The organism is Reichenbachiella agarivorans, from assembly GCF_025502585.1.
GTDB lineage: Bacteria > Bacteroidota > Bacteroidia > Cytophagales > Cyclobacteriaceae > Reichenbachiella > Reichenbachiella agarivorans.
The window spans coordinates 2,586,437-2,611,700 of sequence record NZ_CP106679.1 but is presented as its reverse complement, the minus strand read 5'-3'; the positions used below and the strand labels follow the sequence as shown (position 1 = coordinate 2,611,700).

At 40.5% G+C, this 25,264-nt stretch carries 23 protein-coding genes, 1 tRNA gene and 1 other RNA gene; 7 read left to right on the top strand and 18 right to left on the bottom strand.

Annotated elements, in window-relative coordinates; all coding sequences use genetic code 11:
* Positions 1-75: 75 nt before the first annotated feature.
* The gene (gene tsaD, locus N6H18_RS10955; RefSeq protein ID WP_262308316.1) at positions 76-1,080 is read right to left on the bottom strand and encodes a tRNA (adenosine(37)-N6)-threonylcarbamoyltransferase complex transferase subunit TsaD; all 1,005 of its coding nucleotides are present in this window, start codon (positions 1,078-1,080) and stop codon (positions 76-78) included.
* A gap of 156 nt (positions 1,081-1,236) precedes the next feature.
* Here tsaD and N6H18_RS10950 point away from each other — a divergent pair, with 156 nt between their 5' ends.
* The 4 genes from N6H18_RS10950 to N6H18_RS10935 all read left to right on the top strand — a co-directional run bounded on the left by N6H18_RS10950 (position 1,237) and on the right by N6H18_RS10935 (position 7,874).
* A complete protein-coding gene (locus tag N6H18_RS10950) occupies positions 1,237-5,823 on the top strand; it encodes a translocation/assembly module TamB domain-containing protein (protein ID WP_262308315.1) in 4,587 nt (1,528 codons plus the stop codon).
* Positions 5,824-5,905: 82 nt separating this feature from the next.
* A complete protein-coding gene (locus N6H18_RS10945) occupies positions 5,906-6,274 on the top strand; it encodes a YbjN domain-containing protein (RefSeq protein ID WP_262308314.1) in 369 nt (122 codons plus the stop codon).
* Positions 6,275-6,317: 43 nt separating this feature from the next.
* An RNA gene (gene rnpB / locus N6H18_RS10940) (RNase P RNA component class A) lies at positions 6,318-6,697 on the top strand.
* Between the two features lie 13 nt (positions 6,698-6,710).
* A complete protein-coding gene (locus N6H18_RS10935) occupies positions 6,711-7,874 on the top strand; it encodes a sigma-54-dependent transcriptional regulator (RefSeq protein ID WP_262308313.1) in 1,164 nt (387 codons plus the stop codon).
* 265 nt (positions 7,875-8,139) lie between these two features.
* Here N6H18_RS10935 and N6H18_RS10930 read toward each other — a convergent pair whose 3' ends face one another.
* A complete protein-coding gene (locus N6H18_RS10930; protein WP_262308312.1) occupies positions 8,140-9,129 on the bottom strand; it encodes a long-chain-fatty-acid--protein ligase in 990 nt (329 codons plus the stop codon).
* Positions 9,130-9,202: 73 nt separating this feature from the next.
* Here N6H18_RS10930 and N6H18_RS10925 point away from each other — a divergent pair, with 73 nt between their 5' ends.
* Positions 9,203-9,988 carry a hypothetical protein gene (locus N6H18_RS10925; RefSeq protein ID WP_262308311.1) on the top strand — a complete coding sequence of 262 codons (786 nt, stop codon included), beginning with the start codon at positions 9,203-9,205 and terminating at the stop codon, positions 9,986-9,988.
* 48 nt (positions 9,989-10,036) lie between these two features.
* Here N6H18_RS10925 and N6H18_RS10920 read toward each other — a convergent pair whose 3' ends face one another.
* Complete coding sequence (locus N6H18_RS10920; protein ID WP_262308310.1) at positions 10,037-12,412, bottom strand: alpha-ketoacid dehydrogenase subunit alpha/beta; 2,376 nt, start codon at positions 12,410-12,412, stop codon at positions 10,037-10,039.
* A 329-nt stretch (positions 12,413-12,741) separates the two neighbouring features.
* Between N6H18_RS10920 and ald the strand changes: the two genes are divergently transcribed.
* Positions 12,742-13,851, top strand: a complete 1,110-nt coding sequence (ald, locus tag N6H18_RS10915) for an alanine dehydrogenase (RefSeq protein WP_262308309.1) — start codon at positions 12,742-12,744, stop codon at positions 13,849-13,851.
* Here ald and N6H18_RS10910 read toward each other — a convergent pair.
* Complete coding sequence (locus N6H18_RS10910; protein WP_262308308.1) at positions 13,848-14,294, bottom strand: type I restriction enzyme HsdR N-terminal domain-containing protein; 447 nt, start codon at positions 14,292-14,294, stop codon at positions 13,848-13,850. The two genes, ald and N6H18_RS10910, sit on opposite strands and share 4 nt — an antisense overlap.
* Before the next feature lie 62 nt (positions 14,295-14,356).
* Between N6H18_RS10910 and N6H18_RS10905 the strand changes: the two genes are divergently transcribed.
* Positions 14,357-15,130, top strand: coding sequence for an AMP nucleosidase (locus N6H18_RS10905; RefSeq protein ID WP_262308307.1), 774 nt, complete (start codon positions 14,357-14,359; stop codon positions 15,128-15,130).
* Positions 15,131-15,239: 109 nt separating this feature from the next.
* On the opposite strand, the gene N6H18_RS10900 is transcribed toward N6H18_RS10905, so the two are convergent.
* The 14 genes from N6H18_RS10900 to N6H18_RS10835 all read right to left on the bottom strand — a co-directional run bounded on the left by N6H18_RS10900 (position 15,240) and on the right by N6H18_RS10835 (position 25,260).
* Entirely contained in the window at positions 15,240-16,553 is a 1,314-nt protein-coding gene (locus N6H18_RS10900; protein WP_262308306.1) for an MFS transporter, read from the bottom strand.
* A 57-nt stretch (positions 16,554-16,610) separates the two neighbouring features.
* Positions 16,611-17,069: an ExbD/TolR family protein gene (locus N6H18_RS10895; RefSeq protein ID WP_262308305.1), complete on the bottom strand. Its 459-nt coding sequence runs from the start codon at positions 17,067-17,069 to the stop codon at positions 16,611-16,613.
* A gap of 1 nt (position 17,070) precedes the next feature.
* Entirely contained in the window at positions 17,071-17,712 is a 642-nt protein-coding gene (locus tag N6H18_RS10890) for an ExbD/TolR family protein (protein ID WP_262308304.1), read from the bottom strand.
* A gap of 1 nt (position 17,713) precedes the next feature.
* Entirely contained in the window at positions 17,714-18,037 is a 324-nt protein-coding gene (locus tag N6H18_RS10885; RefSeq protein ID WP_262308303.1) for a hypothetical protein, read from the bottom strand.
* A gap of 26 nt (positions 18,038-18,063) precedes the next feature.
* Positions 18,064-18,903, bottom strand: a complete 840-nt coding sequence (locus N6H18_RS10880; protein ID WP_262308302.1) for a MotA/TolQ/ExbB proton channel family protein — start codon at positions 18,901-18,903, stop codon at positions 18,064-18,066.
* A 78-nt stretch (positions 18,904-18,981) separates the two neighbouring features.
* A tRNA-Ser gene (locus tag N6H18_RS10875) sits at positions 18,982-19,069 on the bottom strand.
* Positions 19,070-19,151: 82 nt separating this feature from the next.
* The gene (locus N6H18_RS10870; RefSeq protein WP_262308301.1) at positions 19,152-20,228 is read right to left on the bottom strand and encodes an asparaginase; all 1,077 of its coding nucleotides are present in this window, start codon (positions 20,226-20,228) and stop codon (positions 19,152-19,154) included.
* Positions 20,225-21,001, bottom strand: coding sequence for a TatD family hydrolase (locus N6H18_RS10865; RefSeq protein ID WP_262308300.1), 777 nt, complete (start codon positions 20,999-21,001; stop codon positions 20,225-20,227). Before N6H18_RS10865 ends, N6H18_RS10870 begins: the two co-directional genes overlap by 4 nt.
* Before the next feature lies 1 nt (position 21,002).
* A complete protein-coding gene (locus N6H18_RS10860) occupies positions 21,003-21,536 on the bottom strand; it encodes a glycosyltransferase (RefSeq protein WP_262308299.1) in 534 nt (177 codons plus the stop codon).
* Positions 21,523-22,086 (bottom strand): glycosyltransferase, encoded by a 564-nt coding sequence (locus N6H18_RS10855; protein WP_262308298.1) that lies wholly within the window; start codon positions 22,084-22,086, stop codon positions 21,523-21,525. Before N6H18_RS10855 ends, N6H18_RS10860 begins: the two co-directional genes overlap by 14 nt.
* The gene (locus tag N6H18_RS10850; protein WP_262308297.1) at positions 22,083-22,724 is read right to left on the bottom strand and encodes a polysaccharide deacetylase family protein; all 642 of its coding nucleotides are present in this window, start codon (positions 22,722-22,724) and stop codon (positions 22,083-22,085) included. Before N6H18_RS10850 ends, N6H18_RS10855 begins: the two co-directional genes overlap by 4 nt.
* A complete protein-coding gene (locus tag N6H18_RS10845; RefSeq protein ID WP_262308296.1) occupies positions 22,721-23,944 on the bottom strand; it encodes a PP2C family protein-serine/threonine phosphatase in 1,224 nt (407 codons plus the stop codon). Before N6H18_RS10845 ends, N6H18_RS10850 begins: the two co-directional genes overlap by 4 nt.
* Positions 23,941-24,195 carry a hypothetical protein gene (locus N6H18_RS10840; protein ID WP_262308295.1) on the bottom strand — a complete coding sequence of 85 codons (255 nt, stop codon included), beginning with the start codon at positions 24,193-24,195 and terminating at the stop codon, positions 23,941-23,943. Before N6H18_RS10840 ends, N6H18_RS10845 begins: the two co-directional genes overlap by 4 nt.
* A gap of 18 nt (positions 24,196-24,213) precedes the next feature.
* Positions 24,214-25,260, bottom strand: a complete 1,047-nt coding sequence (locus N6H18_RS10835; protein WP_262308294.1) for a glycosyltransferase — start codon at positions 25,258-25,260, stop codon at positions 24,214-24,216.
* Between the last annotated feature and the right edge of the window lie 4 nt (positions 25,261-25,264).

Here is a 25,264-nt window from a genome sequence, read left to right as displayed (position 1 = left end):
ATAATAAAGTTATTCGATTTGACCATTTATCCAACCTTATTTCACCTAAATGAAAACACAATTGGATGGATTGTCTTAAAATTTCATTCGAGGCATAGGAGAGCTATCCAATGAGGCAAAGACCATGTTTGCCGCTTGATAATATGCGGTCATGGCGATCATGGCTGCATTGTCAGTGCAATACTCAAATTTCGGAATAAAAACCTCCCACCCATGGGTTTCACCTGCTTCTATCAAGGTCTGACGCAAGCCACTATTGGCAGACACACCCCCAGCTATGGCTATTTGGTTGATCCCCTCTTGCTTGGCAGCTTTCGTTAATTTATCCATGAGCATGGCGATCAGGTGCTTCTGAATACTGGCAGCAAGGTCATGTTTGTTGTTTTCTACAAAATTCGAATCTTTCTGAGATTGATTTTGGGTAAAGTACAAGAAAGAAGTCTTGATACCACTAAAAGAATAATCTAAATCTGGCATGTCAGTCTTCGAAAACTCAAAACGATCTGGATTACCTTCTTTTGCCAAGCGATCTATAATTGGACCTCCTGGATAAGCAATACCCATGATTTTGGCACACTTATCAAAAGCCTCTCCTACCGCATCATCTTTGGTCTGACCTAGCACAGTCATATCCAAATAATCATCTACTCGTACAATCTGCGTATGACCTCCACTCACGGTCAAACAAAGAAACGGAAACTTAGGTCGAGGATGCTCGATAAAATGAGCCAAGACGTGCGCCTTCATGTGGTTCACTCCTAACAAGGGGATGTTCAACCCCAAAGCCAATGATTTGGCAAATGACGCACCTACCAGCAATGCTCCCAACAAACCAGGGCCCTGCGTGAAAGCCACGGCTGTCAAATCAGTCTTGTTCACCCCTGCTCGCTCCAATGCCTCCATCACCACAGGTGCGATGGCCTGCTGGTGTGCACGTGAGGCCAACTCAGGCACTACTCCTCCATATTTGCTATGTATGGCTTGAGTAGCGATCACATTGCTCTTGATCAGTCCATCTATACAAACTGCAGCAGAAGTCTCATCACACGATGATTCTATTGCCAAAATAACATTTTCCATTCTACCTTCTTACTCCTTTGATACTCCGCTGTTCGCGGTTGATACTTGAATGGGCAAATTTGCGGATAAAATTGGTGTAATCAAGTCTTCTACTTCTTAAAATAGGTATCATTATTGTTTTATGAATTCAAGCTACATTTGCGTAGCAATTAACAAATGAAGATTTTTCCCCATGTAGAGAACAATGTCATACTGCACAGAGTCGCAAGAGTACTGGTATGGATTCCTGTTGTTATATTGACAGTTTTACTCGTTTCATTTGCTTTCTTTCAAATTCCCAAAATCCAAACCAGAGCTATTAATTCCTTCTTGGAAAGTGTCTCTCTTCATACCAGTTTTGAAATTACCATTGGACACAGCAACCTGACCTGGTATGACAAGATGCAGTTGAAAGATGTACGGATATTTGAGAAGAGTACCGACAGCACCTTGATTTCGATCTCATCTGCACACATTGATCTCAGACTGTTTGATTTGTTGTTGAGAAAACAATTCAATGCGGAAATTTTGGAGTTAAATGAACCCAAAGTTCATCTCATCAAAAAAAGCGACTCTTCAATTGTAAATATCAACCAGTTTTTCTTTGAAGTTGGATCACTATTAAGATCAGAAAATGTCAACAGCAAAAAACTAGAGTCCTTTATAGACAGGGTGGAAATTACTGACGGACTCTTCTCGTTTAATGACATGAGGCAAGATACACTGGAGTATGGCAAAGACTATTACCATTTCCAGTTTGGCAATATTCTGACTACACTTAGCAATTTCAATCTCGTTGAGGATAGTATTGGTTTTGAAATTGACAGGTTGAGAAGCCGTGACCCTCAGGATCTACTCAACATCAATTCTCTTTTTGGGAAATTCAGCTATACGGGCAACAGACTTTCGGTGTATGATTTCTTACTCAAAACTGATAAAAGTCAAATAGGAGACTCCATTAGTTTTGAGTACAATCACCCATCGGATTTTTCCTATTTCGTGGACAGCATTCGATTCAATGGCAATTTCAAACGTGCCAAAGTGGATTTTGAAGAAATTGCACTGTTCAACAAGAGTGCAAGTCGAATCAAAGAAAAAATCACCTTGTCTGGACAGATCTCTGGCAAGGTAGGTCGTCTGCGAGGACGCAATCTTGACATTCAGTTTGGGACACAGTCTAGATTGAGAGGGACAGCCAACATCAATGGTTTACCTGTACTTTCGGAGACCTTCATGGATTTGAATCTCAAAAACTCCGTCATTATCCCTACAGATCTAAAAAAATACCTCAACCAAAACGAATCTATCCAGCTCCAACATCTGGGAGTCACGCAGATAGATGCAGGATTCTTGGGTTTTGCTTCGGACTTTGTGACTTATGGCAAATTTTACTCTCATGCAGGCAAGATTGAAACAGACCTCAATTTTAAAATAGATGATGACAACAGAGCATCCTACACCGGAAACCTTGCCTTCAGCAATTTTGATCTGCGAGCCATTCTACCTGACAACCAGGGTTTAGGAAAAATAACCATGCAAGGAAATGTGAAGGGTTCTGGGTTAGAACAAAAAAATGCAACTTTCACACTCACAGCACAAACTGACTCCATCCAATACAGAGGCTACACCTACAAAAACATCTACACAGAGGGTTATTTTGAAAAAGAAATATTCAATGGGCAGCTAGTCATACAAGACCCCAATCTTAATTTTGATGGATCTCTGGATATTGACTTGCATAAGGATGTCAACAAAATAGATGTCACGGCAAAACTATCATGGGCACACCTCAAGGAGCTAGGATTTAGCCCACAAGCGGTGACGATAGGCTCCATCATCGACATAGATATGAAGGGTCTAAAAACAGATGATCTCAGAGGATATATCAGTCTCTCAAACAATCAAATTGTCTTCAAGGAAAAAGAGCTTAACATTAACTCAATCAAATTCCTATCCACCGAAATAGGCCCTCAAAGAATCATGCATCTTGAAACTGATGGACTGACAGGAGAAATCAAAGGAGAGTATCAAAACAGCGACCTTTTTGCGAGTTTGATCAATTTCGGTCATGAACTGGCCATGTATCTCAATCCTGACAATCTAGAGATGCAAAAATATTACAAAGCCAAATCTAAGCTACCCGTTGCTCCACTCCTAGCCAACATATCCCTGAATTTATGGGATCTTAACAAATTCATACAACCATTTTACCCCGATTTTTACCTGTCACCAGTAGTGAAAATTGATGGTGTTTTTAGTCAGGACTCTACCTCCAAGCTCAACCTATTTACCGAATTTGATACGCTCAGAATCAATGGATACAGTTTCGCCCACAATGAAATTGACCTCAACATATCCAAAGAAACCTATGACAAAGAAGTGTTGGCCTCTATATATGGAGCAAGTAAAAATCAAAATTGGGGCAAAGATTATAGTGCCGAGAATCTCATGATTGATGCCATCTGGTATCAAGAAAAAATGGAACTGTTTTTCAACCTTGATCAAGAAAAATATGCCAATAGCTTTCAAATCAATACGGATATTACATTTGACAGTGACAAAATCAATTTTCATCTGTCTCCATCTCGAATCAAAATACTAGGTGTCCCATGGTATTGGAATGAGCAAAATCTAATCTCCTACAACGACGATGAATGGCAATTTTCTAACCTAAAACTCTTTAGCAACCACGAAAACATCATTATTGATGGTTTCTATTCCTTGGCTCCAGACAAACAACTCAAAATCATGATCAATGATTTTGAGTTTCAAAACCTACAATCTCTATTTAGTTCCAAAATTGAAGGAACGCTAGATGGAAGTTTGATCATCAAACGACGAAAAGAAGAGAACGTCATAGAGAGTGATTTGATCGCTCGTACCGTGGTGATCGAGGATTTTCTCGTTGGCAATATATTTGGTGTTTCAAGATGGGAAAATAACAAAGACAGACTGTTTGTCGACTTTCATTTGATCCGAAATGACCAAAAGAAAATAGCACTTGATGGGTATATCTATCCTTACGAGCAAGAGCAACAACTAGATCTAAATGCAAAATTTGAACACACCCACCTGAAAATATTCGAGCCCATCTTTAAAAGCAGCATCGAAGACCTGACTGGATATGCAGATGCCATTCTTTCGTTGAAAGGTACAATTGACAAACCTGAAATTTATGGCAGAGCCAACATCGACCAAGGAGAAACAACCATAAAATATCTTAAAACACGGTACGCTCTAAATGGAGAAATACTGTTCAATAAATACAAAATCATCCCCAACCAACTGGAGTTGAATGATACCGAAAAAAACAAAGCCTTCTTATCTGGTAGCATTACGCACTATGGGGTGAGTAATCTCCTTTTTGACATCACAGGAACCTTCAAAAATTTCAAGTTGCTCAATACAACCTCGGTCGAAAACACTGCTTACTATGGCACTGCCTATGCCTCTGGTAGCATTCATTTCGGTGGATCGATAGACAATATCTACATCAATGCTCGCGCCAAGTCCAACAGAGGCACCCACATTGCTATCCCTCTGTCCAACAGCAACGACTATACCTTGGAAAAGCAAGAATACATCGAATTTGTCGATCTCTCGGATGAGAAAGTCAACGAAATCGTCACATCTACTATCAAAAAAGAGGTTAGCAAAATAAAGGGTGTTCAATTACTCTTCGATATTGAAATGACTACAGACGCTTATCTTGAGCTCATTTTTGACATCAAGGCTGGGGACATCATACGTGGCAGAGGCAACGGCAACATCAAACTCCAGATCAATTCTGATGGGGATTTTAATATGTTTGGAGATTTTGAAATCGACAATGGAGGGTACAATTTCACACTATACAATATCATCAATAAAGAGTTTGATATACAGAAAGGAAGTACCATCTCATGGTATGGCAACCCATACGAAGCACAACTTGGTATCACCGCCAAATACAGGCAGTTGACCTCTATCGCACCCTTGTTGGCTCCCTACCTGAGCGAAGAACAGAGTAATTCTACAGAGACACGTCGCAAATATTACTCTGTCGTACAACTGTCATTGAAAGGAGACCTACTCACACCACAAATCAAATTCGGCATAGATGTAGAAGACTATCCCAACAACATAACCATACCGCCTGGAGACCCTCTCAATCTCGAATCGATCATCAATGCCTTTAAACTAAAAATTGCAACCAATGATCAGGAAATGAACAGACAGGTGTTCAGTCTATTGATCCTAAGGAGATTTTCTCCTGAAAACAATTTTGAGGTGAGTTTAGAAACGATTGGAAGTAGCTTGAGCGAGTTTGTATCCAACCAGTTGAGTTACTGGGCGAATCAAGTAGATGAAAACCTAGTGATCGATGTTAATCTTGCCAGCCTGGGTGACGATGCTTTCAACACCTTTCAGCTCAGATTGTCTTACACCTTCCTAGACGGCAGGCTCAGAGTGACACGAGGAGGAGGATTGCCAAATGACCAAACCAAAAATGAAATGTCAGCCATCATCGGGGATTGGACTGTAGAGTACCTACTCACCTCAGATGGTAGATTGAGAGCCAAAATGTACAGCCGCTCAGACCAAAACAACATCACCGAAACAGGAAACGGCATAGAGACTGGCTTCAGTCTTCAGTATGTCCGGAGTTTTGATGAACTACAAAAAATCTTGTATGACAGCAGAGAAGAAAACAGAAAAAAAGTACCAGAAAACACTCTGCCCGCAGGACAAGATGCCCTCAAGGAAGACGAAGAATTATTATAACAATAGACTGCATATCAAACAGATTTAATAGTTTTAATCTCATAACATTTAAAAGCACTTTAATATGCAAATGAATGATTTCATGAAGTCATACGCAGAAGAGCTAAACGGTAGTTTCTCCTCGTATGATCAACATAGATCTGTAATAGTAGTTCCTCTAGAGATGGATCGAGTGCAAGCTGTGGTAGGTGAGTTTGATGAAGAGTCCAACATGATCATCCTCTCATCCAAAGTATGTGTAGCCGATGAAAAAATTCGTTTCAAAAATCTATTGGAACAAAATCACTCCACCATTTACGGAAAATTTGTCATTGACAATGATTTCTTGAAAGTGGAGTCAAAAGTCAATGTAGCCGACACATCAGAAGCAACCTTGAAAACCATCATCCAAGAAGTCGCCAAACTGGCAGATAAATGGGAGCTTAATCTCACAGGCAAAGACATTTTCTAAAAAATTAACTAAGGCTATCCTCTGGGATATGACTACTTTTGTCAAAATAGGTCGCCTTATCGTTCCGATTCGTCGGGAAGGAAAGTCCGGGCAACACAGAGCATCGTACTTCCTAACGGGAAGTCTTCAGTCTAGACTGGAGGAGAAAGTGCAACAGAAAGCAAACCGCCCTGAGCTAGTCAAAGGGTAAGGGTGAAAGGGTGGGGTAAGAGCCCACCGGTCATGCAGTGATGCAAGACGCATGGTAAACCTTACGAGTTGAAAGATCAAATAGGTTCTGTTCAGGAGCTGCTCGCTTCGCTCTCTTCGGAGAAAACAGAATGGGTAGATCGATAGATCGTGGTAGCAATGCCAAGGCTAGATAAATGATAAGGGTCTCGATTCGTCGGGATACAGAACCCGGCTTATAGACCTATTTTTACTTTTTTAAATCATTATGGCAAAAAGAATCCTAATCATTGACGATGAAAAAAGCATCCGTCATACACTCAAAGAAATACTAGAGTACGAAAACTACGAAGTAGATGAAGCTGAAAACGGCCTCATTGCACTAAAAATGCTCAACGACTCTGAATATGACGCAGCACTTTGTGACATCAAAATGCCAGAAATGGACGGCTTAGAATTACTCGAAAAAGCCAAAGAACTAGAACATGCACCTCAGTTCATCATGATTTCTGCACATGGCACAATAGAAACTGCAGTGGAGGCTACAAAAAAAGGAGCCTATGATTTCATCCAAAAACCACCAGACCTCAACAGACTCCTAGTCACCATCAAAAATGCATTGGACAAATCCAATTTGATTCAAGAAACCAAAACACTAAGAAAAAAAGTGTCTGGTTCGATGCAAATCGTAGGTGAGTCCAAGGCCATCGAAGAAATCAAAGAAACCATACAAAAAGTAGCTCCTACCGAAGCGCGCGTTCTCATCACAGGTGGAAACGGAACAGGAAAAGAGCTAGTTGCCAATGCTCTACACAAGCTAAGTGGCAGAAGTAAAAACCCATTGGTAGAAGTCAACTGTGCCGCTATCCCTTCGGAATTGATAGAAAGTGAATTGTTTGGCCATGAAAAAGGGTCGTTTACCTCTGCAATCAAACAAAGAATTGGGAAATTTGAACAGGCAGATAAAGGCACTTTGTTTCTGGACGAAATCGGAGACATGAGTCTTTCTGCTCAGGCGAAAGTATTGAGAGCCCTTCAAGAGAATAAAATCACACGGGTAGGAGGTGAAAAAGAAATCTCTGTCAATGTCCGTATCCTAGCAGCAACCAACAAAGATCTAAAACAGGAAATCGCAGAAAACAGATTCAGAGAGGACTTGTACCATAGACTCAGTGTGATCGTGATCAAAGTGCCAGCTCTCAAAGATAGAGCAGAAGATATTCCACTATTGGTTGATAAATTCCTTAACGATATCGCATCTAGTCATGGCACTACAGCCAAAACTATCAGCGAGCAAGCCATAGTTTTACTACAAAAAGGCGATTGGACAGGAAACATCCGTGAATTACGAAACGTGGTTGAACGACTGGTGATAATGAGTGATCAAGAGATCACTGAAGAGCACGTAAAAAAATATGCAGACATACAATAATGTGTGTCTGCATAATATCTTAAAGAATTGCTCTGATTATTTAGACAATTCTGAATTTTCAGTATCCACTTTTGCGTATGTAGGGCATGTTCTTTGAGTACATGCACTCATTGCAAAAATTGCTAAGGCCAGTATTAATGCTTTGATCTTCATATTTTATTCTTTATCAATTACCTGCGACGATTTAAAGCTTAAATATATATAAAAAAATACATTTTAGTCAAAAGCATATTTTCAATTAGATGCTTCTTGCAATAATTAACGGTCATACGACCAACAAATTGCATCCTCGAATATCTGAATTATCGATTCTACCTAAGATATCGAAAGAACCATCCGAATGCACGCTTCCCAAATCTTTTGTTTCAATAAATGAGCATGAGTGAATATTTGCTAGATCAATCACATTGATTCCTCCTGCTTTGCCTTCATCCAGCATTGTAAATGGATCATTGATATCTCTAATTAAAATTTTCATTGTGGAAGGAGTGCTAAAACGGTGATTCTCTTGAGAGTAAGCTTGAGAAAGGAGCTCTGTCATTCCATATTCAGAATGAATGGAAACAGCACCCAATTTATTTTTCATGAGTGTATAAAATTCATCCTTGGTCATCTCTTCTCTCCTGCCCTTCATACCTCCTGTTTCAATGATCGTCAGCCCATCCAAAGGTGACCTGCACCCTTCACAAAAATCCAAAAGTGCATACCCCACCCCAAACAAAACCACGTCATGAGAGTGCTTGAGTTCATTTTGCAAATCCTCTATAAGCTGCCCTGTATTGTCAAGGTAGTACCCACCTCTTTCACTCTTGGATTCCTTCATAAAATAGTCAACCATAGCGATCAATGACGAATTGCCCTGCTGCTGATAAGACGGCAATAAAGCAAAAAAAGTCATATTCCCCATGTCACCATAAAAAGAATCGAAAATCATTTTGGCATTTTGCTCATAGAAGTGTAAATCCTCCACCAAGTGCTTGCTTCGCTGCATCCCCGTTGTACCACTACTCAAAAAGGCTTTTTCCTCTAACCATTCTCCTGTCTTTATATCATGGTATTTAAAAAACTCAATAGGCAAAAAAGGAATCTTGTCAATCGAATCAATCCTCAAATGATCCACTCCCAACCTAGACAAATACTCCATATATATCTGGTTATTTTGAGCCTGAAAATGGAAGATATCAAGAGCGAGAGATTCAAATCCTAAAGCTTCTAAAGTAGGTAGCCGCTGTTTGAAACTATTTATGAGTTTCATAAGTTTAAAAAAATGGTAGTTATGCACGAATTTTCAACTGTGCATTGCTAATTTTAGCAAAAGTAAAGATAAAATGATCAGAGGCCAGTACACCAGATGGATTAAAGAAATAACAACCCTATGTATTTTGGTTGTTTCCATCCATTCGTGCAAAGAACCTGACCCATTTCCTAACACACCCAATATTACCTTTGAGAACATCTCCTATAGTGAAACAGACAACGGTACAGATACGCTTACATTAGAATTTAATTTTGAAGATGGTGATGGAGACTTAGGGCTTTCATCAGAAGACAATACCTATCCATACAATGATTTCTACTACATTGTTGATTCTGCCACTATCTCAAGCAACAATATTATGACCAGTTTCAGGTTTGTGAAGTACGGAGATCAAATTGCCCTACCACCATTTTATCAACTGGCTCTGTCTCAATCAGGGGGGCTTTATCAATTTTATTCCGATACAGATGACAGGCCTAGTTTTAGCTGTGAAAATTATGAAATAGAAGACCTTGATACTTTGTACATTCTAAAAAATGAATTCAGAAACAATATCTACGTAAAATTCTTCCGAAATAGAGGCAATGGATTCGAAGAATACAACTACAAAGATGCCAATGCCTTTGAGTGTGGATTATCCTTTGATGGTAGATTCCCGATTTTAGACAGGGACAATATAGGCACATCTTTGCAAGGAGTGTTAAAATACAAAATTCAATCCACTTCGTTTAGGGTTGTTTTCAGAAACTACCCTATGAAGTTACAGTTTTATATTTTGGACAGAGCACTCAATACAAGCAACGTGGCTGAAACGCCTGTTTTCACATTGGATGAATTATTGAGCGAAAAAGATTAATTACCGCAATTTTAGACTCTCCGTCTCTCCATGGTATATTAAGAACTCCTAATAGATAGATGGATAAAGCTCTGGATCCACTTCACTCATGATCTCATAGGCCTTGTCAAATATCTCTTCTGCATTGGGCTTAGAAAAATAATCACCATCTGAACCATAAGCAGGTCTGTGTTCCTTTGCCGTAATGGTAATTGGTTGATTATCCAAAAACTGATACGCCTTTTGCTCTTCCAAGATTTTTTGCAAAATAAATGCAGAAGCACCACCAGGTACATCTTCATCTGCTACAATAAGTCTGTTCGTTTTCTTGACTGACTCTACAATGCTGTGATTCACATCAAAAGGCAGCAAAGTTTGTGCATCGATGACCTCCAACTCGACACCATATTCTGCCAGTTGGTTGGCGGCTTCCATGACGATTCTACACATCGATCCATAAGTCACTACTGTGATATCTCTCCCTTCTCTGAGTAGTTCTGGTTGCCCTATCTGTACGGTATATTCTCCTACATTATCAGGCATTCTTTCCTTTAATCGGTAGCCATTGAGACTCTCTACTATCAATGCCGCGTCATCTGACTGTAGCATGGTGTTGTACATACCGGCAGCCTGAGTCATATTCCTTGGCACCAATACATAGACCCCTCTGATGGCATTGATAATCATACCCATAGGTGAGCCAGAATGCCAGATACCTTCCAACCTGTGACCTCTGGTACGAATGATCAACGGAGCTCTCTGGCCTCCCTTGGTTCTATAACTCAAAGATGCCAAGTCGTCTGACAAGGTTTGTATTGTGTACAGGACATAGTCCAAATATTGTATCTCCACAATTGGTCTGAGTCCTCTCAATGCTGACCCTATTCCTTGACCAATAATGGTTGTTTCACGAATCCCCGTATCAGTGACTCTGAGTTCACCATGTTTGTCTTGAAGCCCTGCAAATCCCTGATTCACATCCCCGATTTTCCCTACATCCTCTCCAATGGCAAAAACCCTCGGGTCACGAGTCAGTGCAGCGTCAAAGCAGGCTTGCATCACTTCACGACCATCTACCATTTTGGATTTGGTGCTGTACTGTGGAGCAATGGCTTCTACTTTTAGGGCTGAGTACTTTGTTTCGCTGTACAGTGATGAGCTGTACTCGTCATGCCTTTTCTTTTCTACTTCTTTGAGCCAATAGATCAACATATCTCTACTCTTAGAAGGTTCTTCTCTGACCAATCTCAATGCCTTTTTGGATGCCCGTGTCACATCCAATTTATTCACATTGAGTCCTTCTTTCAAACTCTTGGCGATGGATAACAATTTGTTTCTTGACCGACTTCTATCAGCGATGGAATCAATTACGCTGACTGCCGTATCTATGTCTTTCTGAAGTGAGTCTCTGTATTCTTTCCATGCATTGTTTCTAGCATTTTTGGCAATCTCTCTACACTCATCTTCGATGATATCTAGCTCCTGGTCTGTAGCTAGTTTTTCGCTGAGTATCCACTCACGCATTTTCTTATTGCAGTCATATTCGTTCTCCCAATCCAACCTCTCCTTGGATTTGTATCGCTCATGCGAACCTGAAGTCGAATGTCCCTGTGGCTGGGTGATTTCAAGGACATGTACCAATACAGGCACATGCTCTTCTCGTGCTATCTTATCCGCCTTGCGAAAGGTCTCTGTCAAGGCTACATAGTCCCAACCATTGACCGTCATTATTTCTATTCCTTTGTCGTTGGCATCTCTTTGGAAACCAGCCATGGCTTTGGAAATGCTGCTCTTAGTAGTCTGGTATTTGTTAGGGACTGAAATCCCATACTCATCATCCCAAACTCCCATGACAACAGGCACCTGCAGCACACCTGCCGCATTCATCATTTCAAAGAAGTGCCCCTCTGCCGTTGAGGCATTGCCTATGGTGCCAAATGCAACTTCATTTCCATTTACAGAAAATTTCTTATTGTCGTGTAAGGCAGGGTTCTCTCTGTATAATTTGGATGCATAAGCAAATCCCAACAATCTCGGAACCTGCGCTGCTGTACATGAAATATCTGATGCCGAGTTTTTCATCTTGGTCAAATCCTTCCATTCACCATCTTCTTGAATAGTGCGTGTCCCAAAGTGTCCATTCATCATACGGCCAGCCGATGCGGGCTCAGCCTCTACATCTGTATGAGCATACAGTTGCGCAAAAAACTGCTGAGAAGTCATCTGTCCAATAGCCATCATGAAAGTCTGATCTCTATAATAACCAGACCTAAAATCTCCATCACGAAAAACTTTGGCCATGGCGATCTGTGCCAACTCCTTACCATCACCAAAAATCCCGAATTTAGCCTTTCCCATGAAGACTTCCTTTCTACCGATATAACTGATCTCCCTACTCTCTACAGCAAGTCGGTAATCATCCAAAATCTCCTTTTTGACAGACATTAACTTCGATGTTTTTTCAGCAACTTTCACTTGATCTATTTGGGTTCAATATGTCAATTTATACTAATGTTGACAAATTTAAAGAATCAAGTTCAGCTTTCAAATTCATTTTAGAATCAAACAAAATAATATTATATTTAACGCAGATATAATACATATATCAGAATATTATATTGAATATTTACTTTTTACATTAAAATATAATTGATTCAATAAACAAATGACAGGCAATTGAACATTATAGTCTGAAAATTAGAATAATATTCTGAATATGAGTGCATATCAAAAACAACAGAAAACGCATCTAAAATATTTAAAGAACAACAAAAATGATCATCGGGGTACCCAAAGAAATTAAAAACAACGAAAATCGTGTGGCCTTGACTCCCTCTGGGACCAAGGAGCTGATTAAACATGGCCATCAAGTTTTCATACAATCCACCGCTGGGGAAGGCAGTGGGTTTGCAGACGAAGAATATGTCAGCGTAGGTGCAAAATTACTCCCCACTATTGAAGATGTTTACCAGGTAGCAGAGATGATCATCAAGGTCAAAGAACCTATCGAGGCTGAATATAACCTAATCAAGGAAGACCAATTGCTATTCACCTACTTTCACTTTGCCTCGCATGAGCCATTGACCAAAGCGATGATCAGTAGTAAAGCAGTTTGTCTTGCTTACGAAACTGTAGAAAAAAACAGAAGTTTACCACTACTCGTCCCTATGTCAGAAGTCGCAGGTAGGATGTCAATCCAGCAAGGCGCTAAATACCTTGAAAAACCCATGAAAGGTCGTGGCATTCTATTAGGCGGTGTACCAGGTGTACACCCTGCAAAAGTCATGATTCTAGGAGGAGGAGTCGTAGGCACTGAGGCCGCAAAAATGGCTGCAGGACTAGGCGCAGATGTGACGATATTGGATTTGAGCCTTGAGAGATTGCGCTACTTGGATGATGTCATGCCTGCCAACGTCAAGACCCTGATGTCTAGTGAATACAACATCAGAGAACTGATCAAGGATCATGACTTGATCATTGGGGCAGTATTGGTACCTGGAGCCAAAGCACCAAAATTGATCACCAAAGACATGCTCAAAGATATGAGACCAGGCACAGTACTGGTAGATGTTGCTATAGACCAAGGTGGATGCATGGAGACGACAAGGCCTACCACTCACCAAGACCCTATTTTCATCGTGGATGATGTGGTGCACTACAGTGTGGCCAATATGCCGGGAGCTGTACCCTATACTTCGACCTTGGCACTGACGAATGCGACCCTACCGTATGCCATCCAGCTGGCAAACAAAGGATGGAAAAAGGCATGCCAAGAGAACTTGGATCTAAAACCAGGACTAAACATCATCAAAGGAGAAATAGTCTACAAAGCGGTTGCAGAAGCATTTGATCTCCCTTATCAAAGTGTAGAGAAATACCTCTAAACATAGTATTCTGGAATCTCTCTAAGAAATGTAGAGGTTCCAGAATCAAAATTTTGCTCGCAGCAGAAGTGTTGCAGCCCATTGGTCACAACAAGGTACTTTGCTCTGATCACTGTATTGTACACGGATGCTTGTTTGAATGTGCTTTCATCTATCTTCACAAAAGTAGCTTTGCATTCCACCAGCATCAAGGGTCTCCCGTTTGAGTCATAGGCAACAATGTCTGGGCGCTTGCTCAACTTATTATATTTTAAGCTGCCTTCAACTTTCAGGAGTGATTTCGGATAGGACAAATTTTGATTCAAATGCTTCAAAAAATTTTGACGCACCCATTCTTCAGGTGTCAGCTGAATATATTTTTTACGAAATTCATCCCAAATTTCTCTGCCTTCTGATGATTCTCGTATATTAAATTCAAATGTGGGTAAATTGAGTATTTCCATATCCAGAACGATACTTCAATGTTACTACATTTTCATCTCGATCAATACAATAAAACCTACTAATGAAAACAAAACAAGAAATTGCAGAAAACTGGCTACCAAGATACACAGGGCTGGAATTGGATAAATTTGCAGAATACATTCTACTCACCAACTTTTCTAATTACGTCGAAATATTTGCCAACAAATTTGGAACAGAGATCACTGGCAAAGACAGAGCAATGCAAACCGCCACTGCCAATGGGATCACCATAATCAATTTCGGTATGGGCAGTGCAGTTGCTGCTACGATCATGGATTTACTCTCTGCCATCAAACCCAAAGCCGTGCTGTTTTTAGGTAAATGTGGAGGATTGAAAAAGAAAACCCAATTGGGTGATTTGATTCTTCCTATTGCCGCCATCAGAGGAGAGGGTACATCCAATGATTATCTCCCCATTGAAATCCCTGCTTTGCCATCATTCAGGCTGCAGCGAGCAGTATCTTCTATGATCAAAAAACACGAATTGGATTATTGGACGGGAACCGTGTACACAACCAACCGGAGAGTATGGGAGCATGATCGAAAATTTAAAAAATACCTCAGACAGATTCGTGCCATGGGCATTGATATGGAAACAGCTACTTTGTTTACGGTGGGCTTTATCAATGAAATCCCAAGAGGTGCACTTTTATTAGTCTCTGACAACCCTATGACACCTCAAGGGGTAAAAACAGAAAGTTCGGACAGAAAAGTTACTAGTACATTCGTGGAAAAACACATTCAGATTGGAATAGACTCTTTGTTAGAATTGGCAAACTCTGGAGACTCTGTCAAGCACATGCGTTTTGATTAACTCATGTGCTGAGCAACACCATGAGGATGAATTGAAACGCTCTTCATGCCAGGGCATTGACAGGTGATCCTATTACAGTTTTGTATCTACATCGAGTTTTTTTTATCTATCATGCAGACACCACAGTCTTGCTCAAGTAATTGCGCCGCTTGAGCATCCCAGACCAATGGAGCAAAACGATTCCTATCAAGAAATATACAGCCAATACGAGGGTACTATTCCGCATCGAGCCAGTCATGTATTCTACAAACCCAAATGAAAATGTACCAAATACAATGGACAACTTTTCAACTACATCATAGAAACTAAAAAAAGATGTATTGTCTATTGAGTTGGCTGGAATCAATTTCGTAAAAGTAGAACGAGACATAGACTGAATCCCTCCCATCACCAATCCAACAACGAAAGCCAATCCATAAAATTCTGTGGCAGTATGCATCTGATACGCAAACAAACAAATCCCAACCCATATCAATAACATGATAAAAATTGAAATGCCGTTGTTGTACTTCTTGGATACAGCAGCAAACATATAGGCTCCTATAATGGCCACCAACTGGATGATAGTGATAGTAATAATCAATTGTCCTGCCTCCAGGTGCAACTCCTTTTCTCCGAAAGAAGCTGCCAAATGCATAACTGCCTGCACACCGGTACTATAAAAAAAGAAAGCTACCAAATAGGTCTTCATCACTTTGATACCCTTTACCCAGTTGAGTACTTTGAGAATCTCCTGATTGCCTCTCATCAACCATTTTTTGTCTATGGTGTTCTTTACATGATCCTTTGGCAAATGAAAAAAGCTATATTGTGCAAAAGAAAACCACCAAATACCCACTAGTAAAAATGAAATCCTAACCGCAGTAGATTTCTCATGGAGTCCTAATCCCTGATGAAATTGTATAAGTAGAAAGCTAATCAACAAAAGAATCACACTCCCCACATACCCGTAGGCATATCCGCGGGCACTAAGTTTATCATACTTATCAATCGTAGTGAGTTCTGGCAAAAAGGCATTGTAAAACACCAAACTCCCTGAATACCCAATACCCGCCAATACCGACATAATGATACCAAACTCAATGTTAGCACCTCTGAACCAAAACAGCGAAAATGTAGATACCGAACCTAGGAAAGTAAACAGTTTTAAAAAGAACAATCGCCTGCCTCCAGAATCTGCCACGCCAGACAACAATGGAGAAATCAAAGCTACCATCAAAAAAGCGGTTGCCACCGAGTAAGAATACAATACAGTATTGGTGATTTCCGATCCAAAAAAAATCACTTTCTCACCCCCAAAGACACTTCGTGTTACTCCATTAAAATAGATAGGGAACAAAGTAGAGGTTATCACCAGCAGATAGGACGAATTGGCCCAATCATACATGCACCAAGCATGCTTTATTTTCTTAGATTCTTCCATAATAAAAAGGCTTCCCCAATCAATGAGGAAGCCTTAAACTTTATATGAGATTTAATATCAATCCAATCGCTTCAAAGAACTGTAAAGTACTTTTCTAGCGTTTGCTTCTCTTAACTCTTGTTGAACATCAGATACAATACCCATCTTTGCTTCTACATCCACTTTCATAGATATCGTGATCTGGTCTCTTTCTACTTCAGAAAGTTTATCCTTTTCTACGTTCACAAATCGCACTACATCTTTAGGCTCAATAAACACATCGTTCACCTGAATCTTTGGCTGTTCGCCGTATAGCTCCACTTTGTTTGGTTTCCCGATGTATATATAGCTTACCAAAGACTTTCTTTCCAGTTTACTCAACTGAGTAGATTTTGGTAAAGTTTGCGCCACCATGATAGACGTTTCTCTCAATACTGTTGTCACCATAAAGAAGAACAACAACATGAAGATTATGTCAGGAAGTGCTGCTGTAGGTATTTCTTCGCTTGTATTCGAACTTTTCTTAAACTTTGGCATATCAACCTCCTATTTTATTTGGTTCTGCAATAGAAATCGCTCTAGGAATCCCTTTACGCGCTCTCTGATACATTTCATTTTGCTGTGGGTCTGATTTATCCAACTGAAGAAACTCCTCTGCTGTAATACCTACCCGTTGGCCATAGATTTCGTTGTATGCAGCGTTGATTTCATCCAATACTCTGATGTAAAGCTCATAGCTAGTACCTCTATCTGCTTTGAATGAAACTACCGCCTCTCCAGGTTCGTCAGAAGAATTCTCTTTCTTCCCCTTACTCTGAACATGACTTCTCAATGTTGCAGGCAAAGAGTTATAAAGCTCTTTACCCTCAATAGAAGGCTTTCTAAAGTTCAAAACGAAATCCTTGATCATATCCTTCAACATTCCAACGTCCTTCAAAGGCTCATCTTCTACTAGAAGTAAGTCCAATGAGTTGGCCTGAATTTTGAAGATATTTCTATCATTCTTAGTTACCTCCGGAGGTGGCTCATTTGGATCTGGTTTTGGAGGCAAAAGCATCGCAATACCTTTGTCGTTTGCTATCGTGGTAGTCACCAAGAAGAAAATCAACAAGAGGAAGGCAATGTCTGCCATAGAACCCGAGTTCACCTCAGCGGCCGGTCTATTTTTACCTTTCGCCATATTATTTTACTGCTTTTGAAACTTCTGTGTACACAATACCTCCTAGTGCTAGACCAGTCAATATGTACATCATTGTCAACAATCCTCCGATAAATTTAGAGAGACTAGCTCCCACTTCAAACTCTGCATAAGCTGGCAAAACTTCTGAACCAGAAATAGCCCAAGAAATCAAGAAAACTATCACTAGAGCTGCCAAACCTGCACCAGCCTTCACCATTGACTTTGGGTCACTGATTGAGTTGATAAGAGGGAAGATAATAGCTGCCAAAGCAGCCAATATTGTCAACGTATAAGAAATATATAATGCTACATCTATAGTATCCATCTTCTTTTTCGTTTAATGTGAAAATCTTATTTAGAAGCGCTGTGCTTTACCAAGATATCTATTAAAGAAATAGAAGCGTCCTCCATAGAGTTTACTAAAGAATCAATTTTAGATACGAGGTAGTTGTAGAACAACTGTAGAATAACCGCAACGATCAAACCACCAACAGTAGTCAAAAGAGCGACTTTGATACCACCAGCAACCAATGCAGGAGATACGTCACCAGCCTCAGCAATCGCATCAAATGCACCAATCATACCGATTACAGTACCCATGAAACCAAGCATAGGAGCCAAAGAGATGAACAAAGAAATCCAAGTCATACCTTTTTCCAATTTACCCATTTCTACAGAACCATAAGCAATGATTGATTTCTCTACCATTTCGATACCTTCTGACATTCTCATCAAACCTTGTACGAAGATTGATGCTACTGGACCTTGTGTATTTCTACAAACATCCTTAGCTGCTTCTACTCCACCTGCTGACAATGCTCCCTCTACTTGAGACAACAATTTTTTGGTGTTAGTAGTAGCCAAATTCAAAGTAATAATTCTCTCGATTGCTACTGCCAATCCTAGGATCAAACACAACAATACAATACCCATAAACTGCCATCCACCTGCAATAAATTGCTCTTTTACGATTTGGTGGAAGCCTGGCTCATCTGCCACATACTCTTCTTCAACAACTGCCACTTCTTCAACTGGTTCTTCTACAACGGCCTCTTCTACTACTGCCTCTGTGCTGTCACTGTCTACTAGTTCTGTAGAATCAGAAACTGCTACTTCGTCTTGTGCCATTGACTGAAGGTGTCCAAAAGTGAATACACCTGTCATCATCAATAAAATTACTACTCTTTTCATAGTCAAATTTTTAATAAATCTTCAAATAAAGGTTTTAAAAGTTATTTAAATTCTTGCTTTTACAAAGACTAAATATCGTGGAGAGAAAGGGATTCGAACCCCCGGTACCCTTGTGGGGTACACTCGCTTTCCAAGCGAGCACCTTCGACCGCTCGGCCATCTCTCCAAAATCTCTTAGTTTTCTCAAAGCGACAAATAAATTATAAAAATACGCTATATGCAAATAACTGCTTACAATTTTGGTTCAGTTAATCCTGAGCGGTCAATTCTCCTCTCAAGGGCATTTTTAGCTTTTCTTTAATCACTTCGGAATCTTTCTCATTGCCCAATAAATGCATCAGTTTGGCCAAAGCAGCTTCTGTGGTTATATCATGGCCACTCACCACCCCAATCTCTGACAGCATCTTGCTAGTTTCATATCTGCCCTGTACCACGCTTCCCCCCATGCACTGAGAGACATTGTACAAAATAATTCCTCTAGATACTGCTTCTTTCAATAATCTGGTAAACCATCTCCAAGTCATCACATTGCCAGAACCATAAGACTCAATCACTACTCCTTTGAGTCCTTTGATCTCCAATATGCTCTTTACTACTTCCTTACTGATACCAGGAAACAACTTGAGAATCACCACATTGGAATCCATATCTGGATAATATTCCAGCTTACTGTGTGGATCATACGCTCGCAAGAACGATTCGTTAAAAACGATTTCGACACCAGATTCAGCAAGATAGGGAAAGTTTTCAGATTCGAAGGCAGCAAAGTTGCTACTTCGTATTTTCTGAGAGCGATTTCCTTTCAAAAGGTAATAATTAAAATAAAGGGCGACCTCATTGAGCATCGGGCCACTTCCATTTTTCTTAGAAGCTATCTCTAATGCGGTAATGAGGTTTTCACGTGCATCAGAGCGAGTCGCACCAATAGGAATTTGAGCACCTGTCAAAATCACTGGTTTATTCAGCCCCTTGAGCATAAAACTAAGAGCCGATGCTGTATAAGCCATCGTATCTGTACCATGCAAGATCACAAAAGCATCAAACTGATAATAATGATCTTTGACAATATGAGCCATGGCTTGCCAATGCTCTACGCTGACGTTGGATGAATCTACGGGTTCTGGAAAAGAAATAACAGTCAACCTCAAATCCAGCATCTGAAGCTCTGGAATTTTATCCAAAACCAATGAAAAATTGAAAGGTTTCAATGATCCATCTTCATCAAACACCATCCCAAAGGTGCCACCCGTATAGATCAACAACACTGAGGACTTTGGGGCCTCTGTGTGGGTGGCGATATTAATTACTTTGTATTTCTTGCTCAATGTGCTAACTCCTTATTTTCAAATATACTCATAGCAGCAGTAGTTGTCGTACTGATTACCTGTTGAATATCAATATTTCTATCGTCAGCAATTTTTTGTGCGACGAGCTGGATATAAGCTGGCTCGTTTCTTTTACCTCTATAAGGAACAGGTGCCAAATATGGGCTATCTGTTTCTAAAACAAAGTGTGACAAGTCAATATTTTTAATCACAGGTTCCAATCCTCCATTCTTAAAAGTACTCACTCCTCCTAAACCAATTTTAAATCCCAAGTCGATGACACGCTGTGCTTGCTCTTCTGTACCAGAAAAACAATGAACTATCCCAAACAAATCTGTATCTGCATAATCTTCCAGCAGTGTAATCGTCTCTTCCATCGACTCTCTACAATGGATGACTACAGGCAGTTTGTATTGAATCGCCCAATCGCACTGAATTGTAAAAGCCTCCTTTTGTTGTCCGAAAAATTCCTTCTCCCAGTACAAGTCTGTCCCCATCTCCCCTACTGCAGCAAAGGGTCTTTTTGACAGCCAATCCTCTACAAGATATAGTTCCTTTTGGAAATCCTTTTTGACCGAACATGGATGCAGTCCCATCATGGGAATACAATAATCTGGATACTTATGCTCCATCTCTAGCATCGCATCGATAGAGGCGCTATCGATATTGGGCATGTATATTTTGGTGACTCCTGCCTCTTTGGCACTATCTATGACTTCATCGATTTCGCCTTTGAATTGGTCAGAGTATATATGCGCATGTGTCTCTATCATATCATCTGTAGTTACGTCCCTTCCATCTAAATCTCAGTGATAATACGTGTGCCACAAAAGAAGAAAAATAAACTAGAAATTCATACCAATCAAAGAAACATATCCATATGACAGAAATTTTAGCCCGCAACTCCCTTCTGATCTTTAGGATCAAAATCAATTGACAGACGACTTTCATCAAAAAGAAGCAAACAACAATCGGATGATAATGCATCAACAAGCACACGGCTGGCAGGTACATGATTTTCAAGATCAGTGCGATTTTGACCCAATTTGACACAAACATCATCCCCTTTGCCCATCGCATCCTTTGCGACACAATATCGAACAAAGATTTCTCAGGTTGGGTAGTGAGAACCGCCCCTAGGTCAGTATTCACATACAATGATCCTCCGTGGGACTTGATGGTATTCAATAAGGCTACATCTTCGATGACAGACTCTTTGATAGTATTGTAGTCAATCGCTTTCAAAGTAGCTTGCGTGACCGACATGTTATTACCCCAAGCTGTGAGGTAAATTCTAAACCCTGCCATGTACCTGATCAAATATTGATTGAGCACCCAATCCAGATTTTGAAAATTTGCTCAGTATATTAATCTCTTTCACCAATGTCACACCTGTCATCAATTGATTCTCTTGGGTATATTGAACCATCGCTCTCACCCACGATGAATTGATGAGCATATCTGCATCAGTCATCAAAACAACTTCACCTGTCACTCGTGCAACAAGCGATTTCAGTACCCTCTGCTTGCCATTCTGCCCAGTTTTTTCTCTCTCAAAAGGAATAATATCAACATGACTAGGTGCATATTTCTTGAACAACATCCATGTATCATCCTCAGAGGCATCATCCCCTATCAATATTTGTAGCTTTTCGATTGGATAGTCTAGTTGACCCAAAGTCTGACAGAGACTGGCAACATTGGAGGACTCATTCCTGACTGCAATGAGAATGGACACTTTTGGCAGTTCGCCACTCCATTCGTCCATTTGGATGCTGGGATGATAAACAAGAAGGATCAAGTTCAACAAAACTGAAGAACCCACCACAAGCCATAAAAGCACTTCCCATCCCATCATTTTAACAATTCAAACCTGTATCCACGAGACAGACAATATTCGAGATATTGAGGCAAAATAAGCTTGAGCCTCTCTATACATTTTTCATTGTCATGAAGCACAATGATATCTCCAGCTTTTGTGTGTCGAGTCAAGATATCCAGACACTCCTGATCAGTAATATAAGTATCAAAGTCCCCTGGCATCAAAGACCACATCACCACCTTGTACCCAGCACTTCTGATCGCTCTGTACTGCCTAAAGGATAATTCGCCATACGGTGGCCTAAACAACTTGGGAGAGACAGGCACATATTGTTTGATTAGCTCCTGAGTACAGTCTACAGCATCAACAAACTGATTGACCCCCAAAGATTTGCCATGAACATGATGGTAGGCGTGATTGGCAATTTGATGGTTATTGTCTATAATTTTTTGCACCAAATCAGGATTGTGGTCAACCTCCGAACCACTCAAAAAGAAAGTTGCAGACACTTCTCTTTCTGAGAGGATATCTAACAATTGGGTAGTACTATGCGTAGATGGCCCATCATCAAAAGTCAGATACAATGTTTGCTTTCCTTTGTCTCCAGACCAAATTACCGAAGGGAATAGCACCCTAAATACATGAGGAATTCTTTTGAAATAAAAGGAACTCAAGGGTTTGATTTTAGTTTGACTGCCACGAGTGTAATATCATCCCGATATGGCTTTCCATCTCTAAACCGCTCCACATCCGCCAAAATCTTTTTATTCAAGTTAGAGGCCGATGATTTAGCATATGCCTTAACCAATTTTTCAACCCGACTTTCACCAAATTCTTCTTCCGACTGGTTTTCGGCCTCCGTGAGACCATCAGTATAGCAAAACAGATCAAATGAGTCAATGTCATGAAGATGACCTGTTTCGATAAAAGGCAGGGGTTCAAACATACCCAAAACCGTCGTGCCTTTGCTTAGCTCAATGACCTCCCCTTTTCTACTGGTCATCAAGGGAGGATTATGACCACAATTGGCATAGCTCAACTCCTTAGATTTGTGGTTGTAGAAAGCCACGAAAAATGTAATAAAGATATCTGCATTACCCGTATTGACGAGTTGGTAATTGAGTTCTCTCACGATCTTTTCAAGATCATCAGTTTGTCTGATGAGCGTACGCAATGAAGCTTGAAAATTTGACATCATAAGGGCCGCTGGGATGCCCTTGCCTGACACATCTGCTATACACACCATAAAAACATCTTCATGGATCTGTACATAATCGTAATAGTCTCCGCCTACATTATGATGAGGTTGATAGACCGCATCAATCTCCAAAACATCCGTATTGGGGAGCTGTTTGGGGAATAAATTCTTCTGTACCTGCGTAGCGATTTCCAATTCACGTGTCAGTGCTTCCTGTTCGAGTTGCTTTCTTGCCAACTTCTTATTCTCGATTGCTACGATCAAGATATTGGTTATCGCCTCTAAAAAAGTAGTAGGTGACTTGCCAGAAATGCCCATTTTGGATTGCGTCACGTCTGCAATAAACACCAATGCAAGAATCCTCTCTTTGTGAAGAACAGGGATGGCATACTCAAAATATTCACTTTCTGGCAGGTTGCGGTCAATAGCCGTAGTTTTGGTCAGCGACTCAAAAGCCTCAAGGGAAATCTGATCACAGATTTCCTGCTTCACACCAAAACACACCTTACTTTCCCATAAATCCTCCAAGACGAAAAGCGCCAACTTCTTGATCTTGAGGTTGGCCAACAAAGTGAAATGATAAATCTTGTACAAAGACTCCTCTGGTAGGTTGTTGTTGATCGCCTCAGTCACTTCCAACAGAGAATTGAGCTCCAGCTCCTTCAAATTTGACGCGATCAGTTCTTCGGTATTCATGTACTGGTGTGTGCTTTTAGTCCTGCCTTGGTAGCCAAATAATGGTACTTGTGGTAGTTAATTTCGAGATCTACATTCTTGGGATCTATTTCTACATCAGGCTCCTCAAAACACTTGAGCCATCCCTTTTTGTGCAACTTGTCCAAAACAGGTCGAATCTCATCATCCTCCATCCCAACACTGTTTTTGAGCTCGTCGAATGAAATCAAAAAATAGAGTTCATCAAGAACATCATACTCATGGTCGCTCATAATGTATGGGTCAAAAAGTTAAATATGGTAGGTTCTGTTTCTCCACTGAAACTTGCCAAAATTAGAAGCTATGCCAAAGAATACCACATAAAAAGGGTAAATAATTTGAAGTGACAAGAAGGAAAATACGTTCATTTTGTTTTTACAGATTTTGATCGCCTGTTTCAAAAAAATAAAATCTGCCAAAAATTTAGCTCCCAATAGGAACCCAATCAACCAAAGATGCTCCTCTATCAAATGGATACTCGCACCGACTAATATCCCGTAAATCAAGAAAAGAGAAAAAGGCAGGACATGCGACAACCAGTCCTGGTGGTGTCTCCACTTGGATGCCCATCTTTTACGCTGATGATAAAATGTCAGTAGATTATCTGGTGCTGCTGTCTGCACCAATACTGCTGGATCGACAAGAAAAGCAATCTGACCTGGATAGCGCTTAGTTATCTTTCGAAGCAAAAACTCATCATCACCAGATGCCACATTCTCATTGCCCAAAAAACCTTTCACTGTTATAAACGCACTTTTGGCAAACGCATAATTGCAGCCATTGATCATGCTGGGATAGCCTAGTGCAGTAGTAGCCGCCCCCACCCCTACCAGAGCTGACAGCTCCACATTGAGCATATTCGTCAAGCAACTTTGATCAAAATATCTCACAGGCCCAAAAGAAAGTTGATTGCCACGCTGAAAGGCACGGACATGACCTTCTATCCACCCTGATGTCACCAAGGTATCGCTGTCTGTACAAACAATTAATTCTCCTTTGGCCAAACCAACTCCTTTGGTGATGGCAGCCTTTTTGCCCACCTCAAGCACAGCAAGAGGTATAACCACTACTCTAGGATCAGCAATAGATGCAATGGCCTGAACGGTCTGATCTGTGGAATGATCATCGAGCACCAATAACTCAAAATCTTGGTAGGTATTGGTCAATATACTCTTAACGGTTTGGACTATGCCTTTCTCCTCATTCCGAACAGGCAATAGCACCGTCACAGCGATGGTCGAATGAGAAATTTTGGACTTCCCACCAGTACGATGGATTCCGTAGATCATCACTATCATTCCC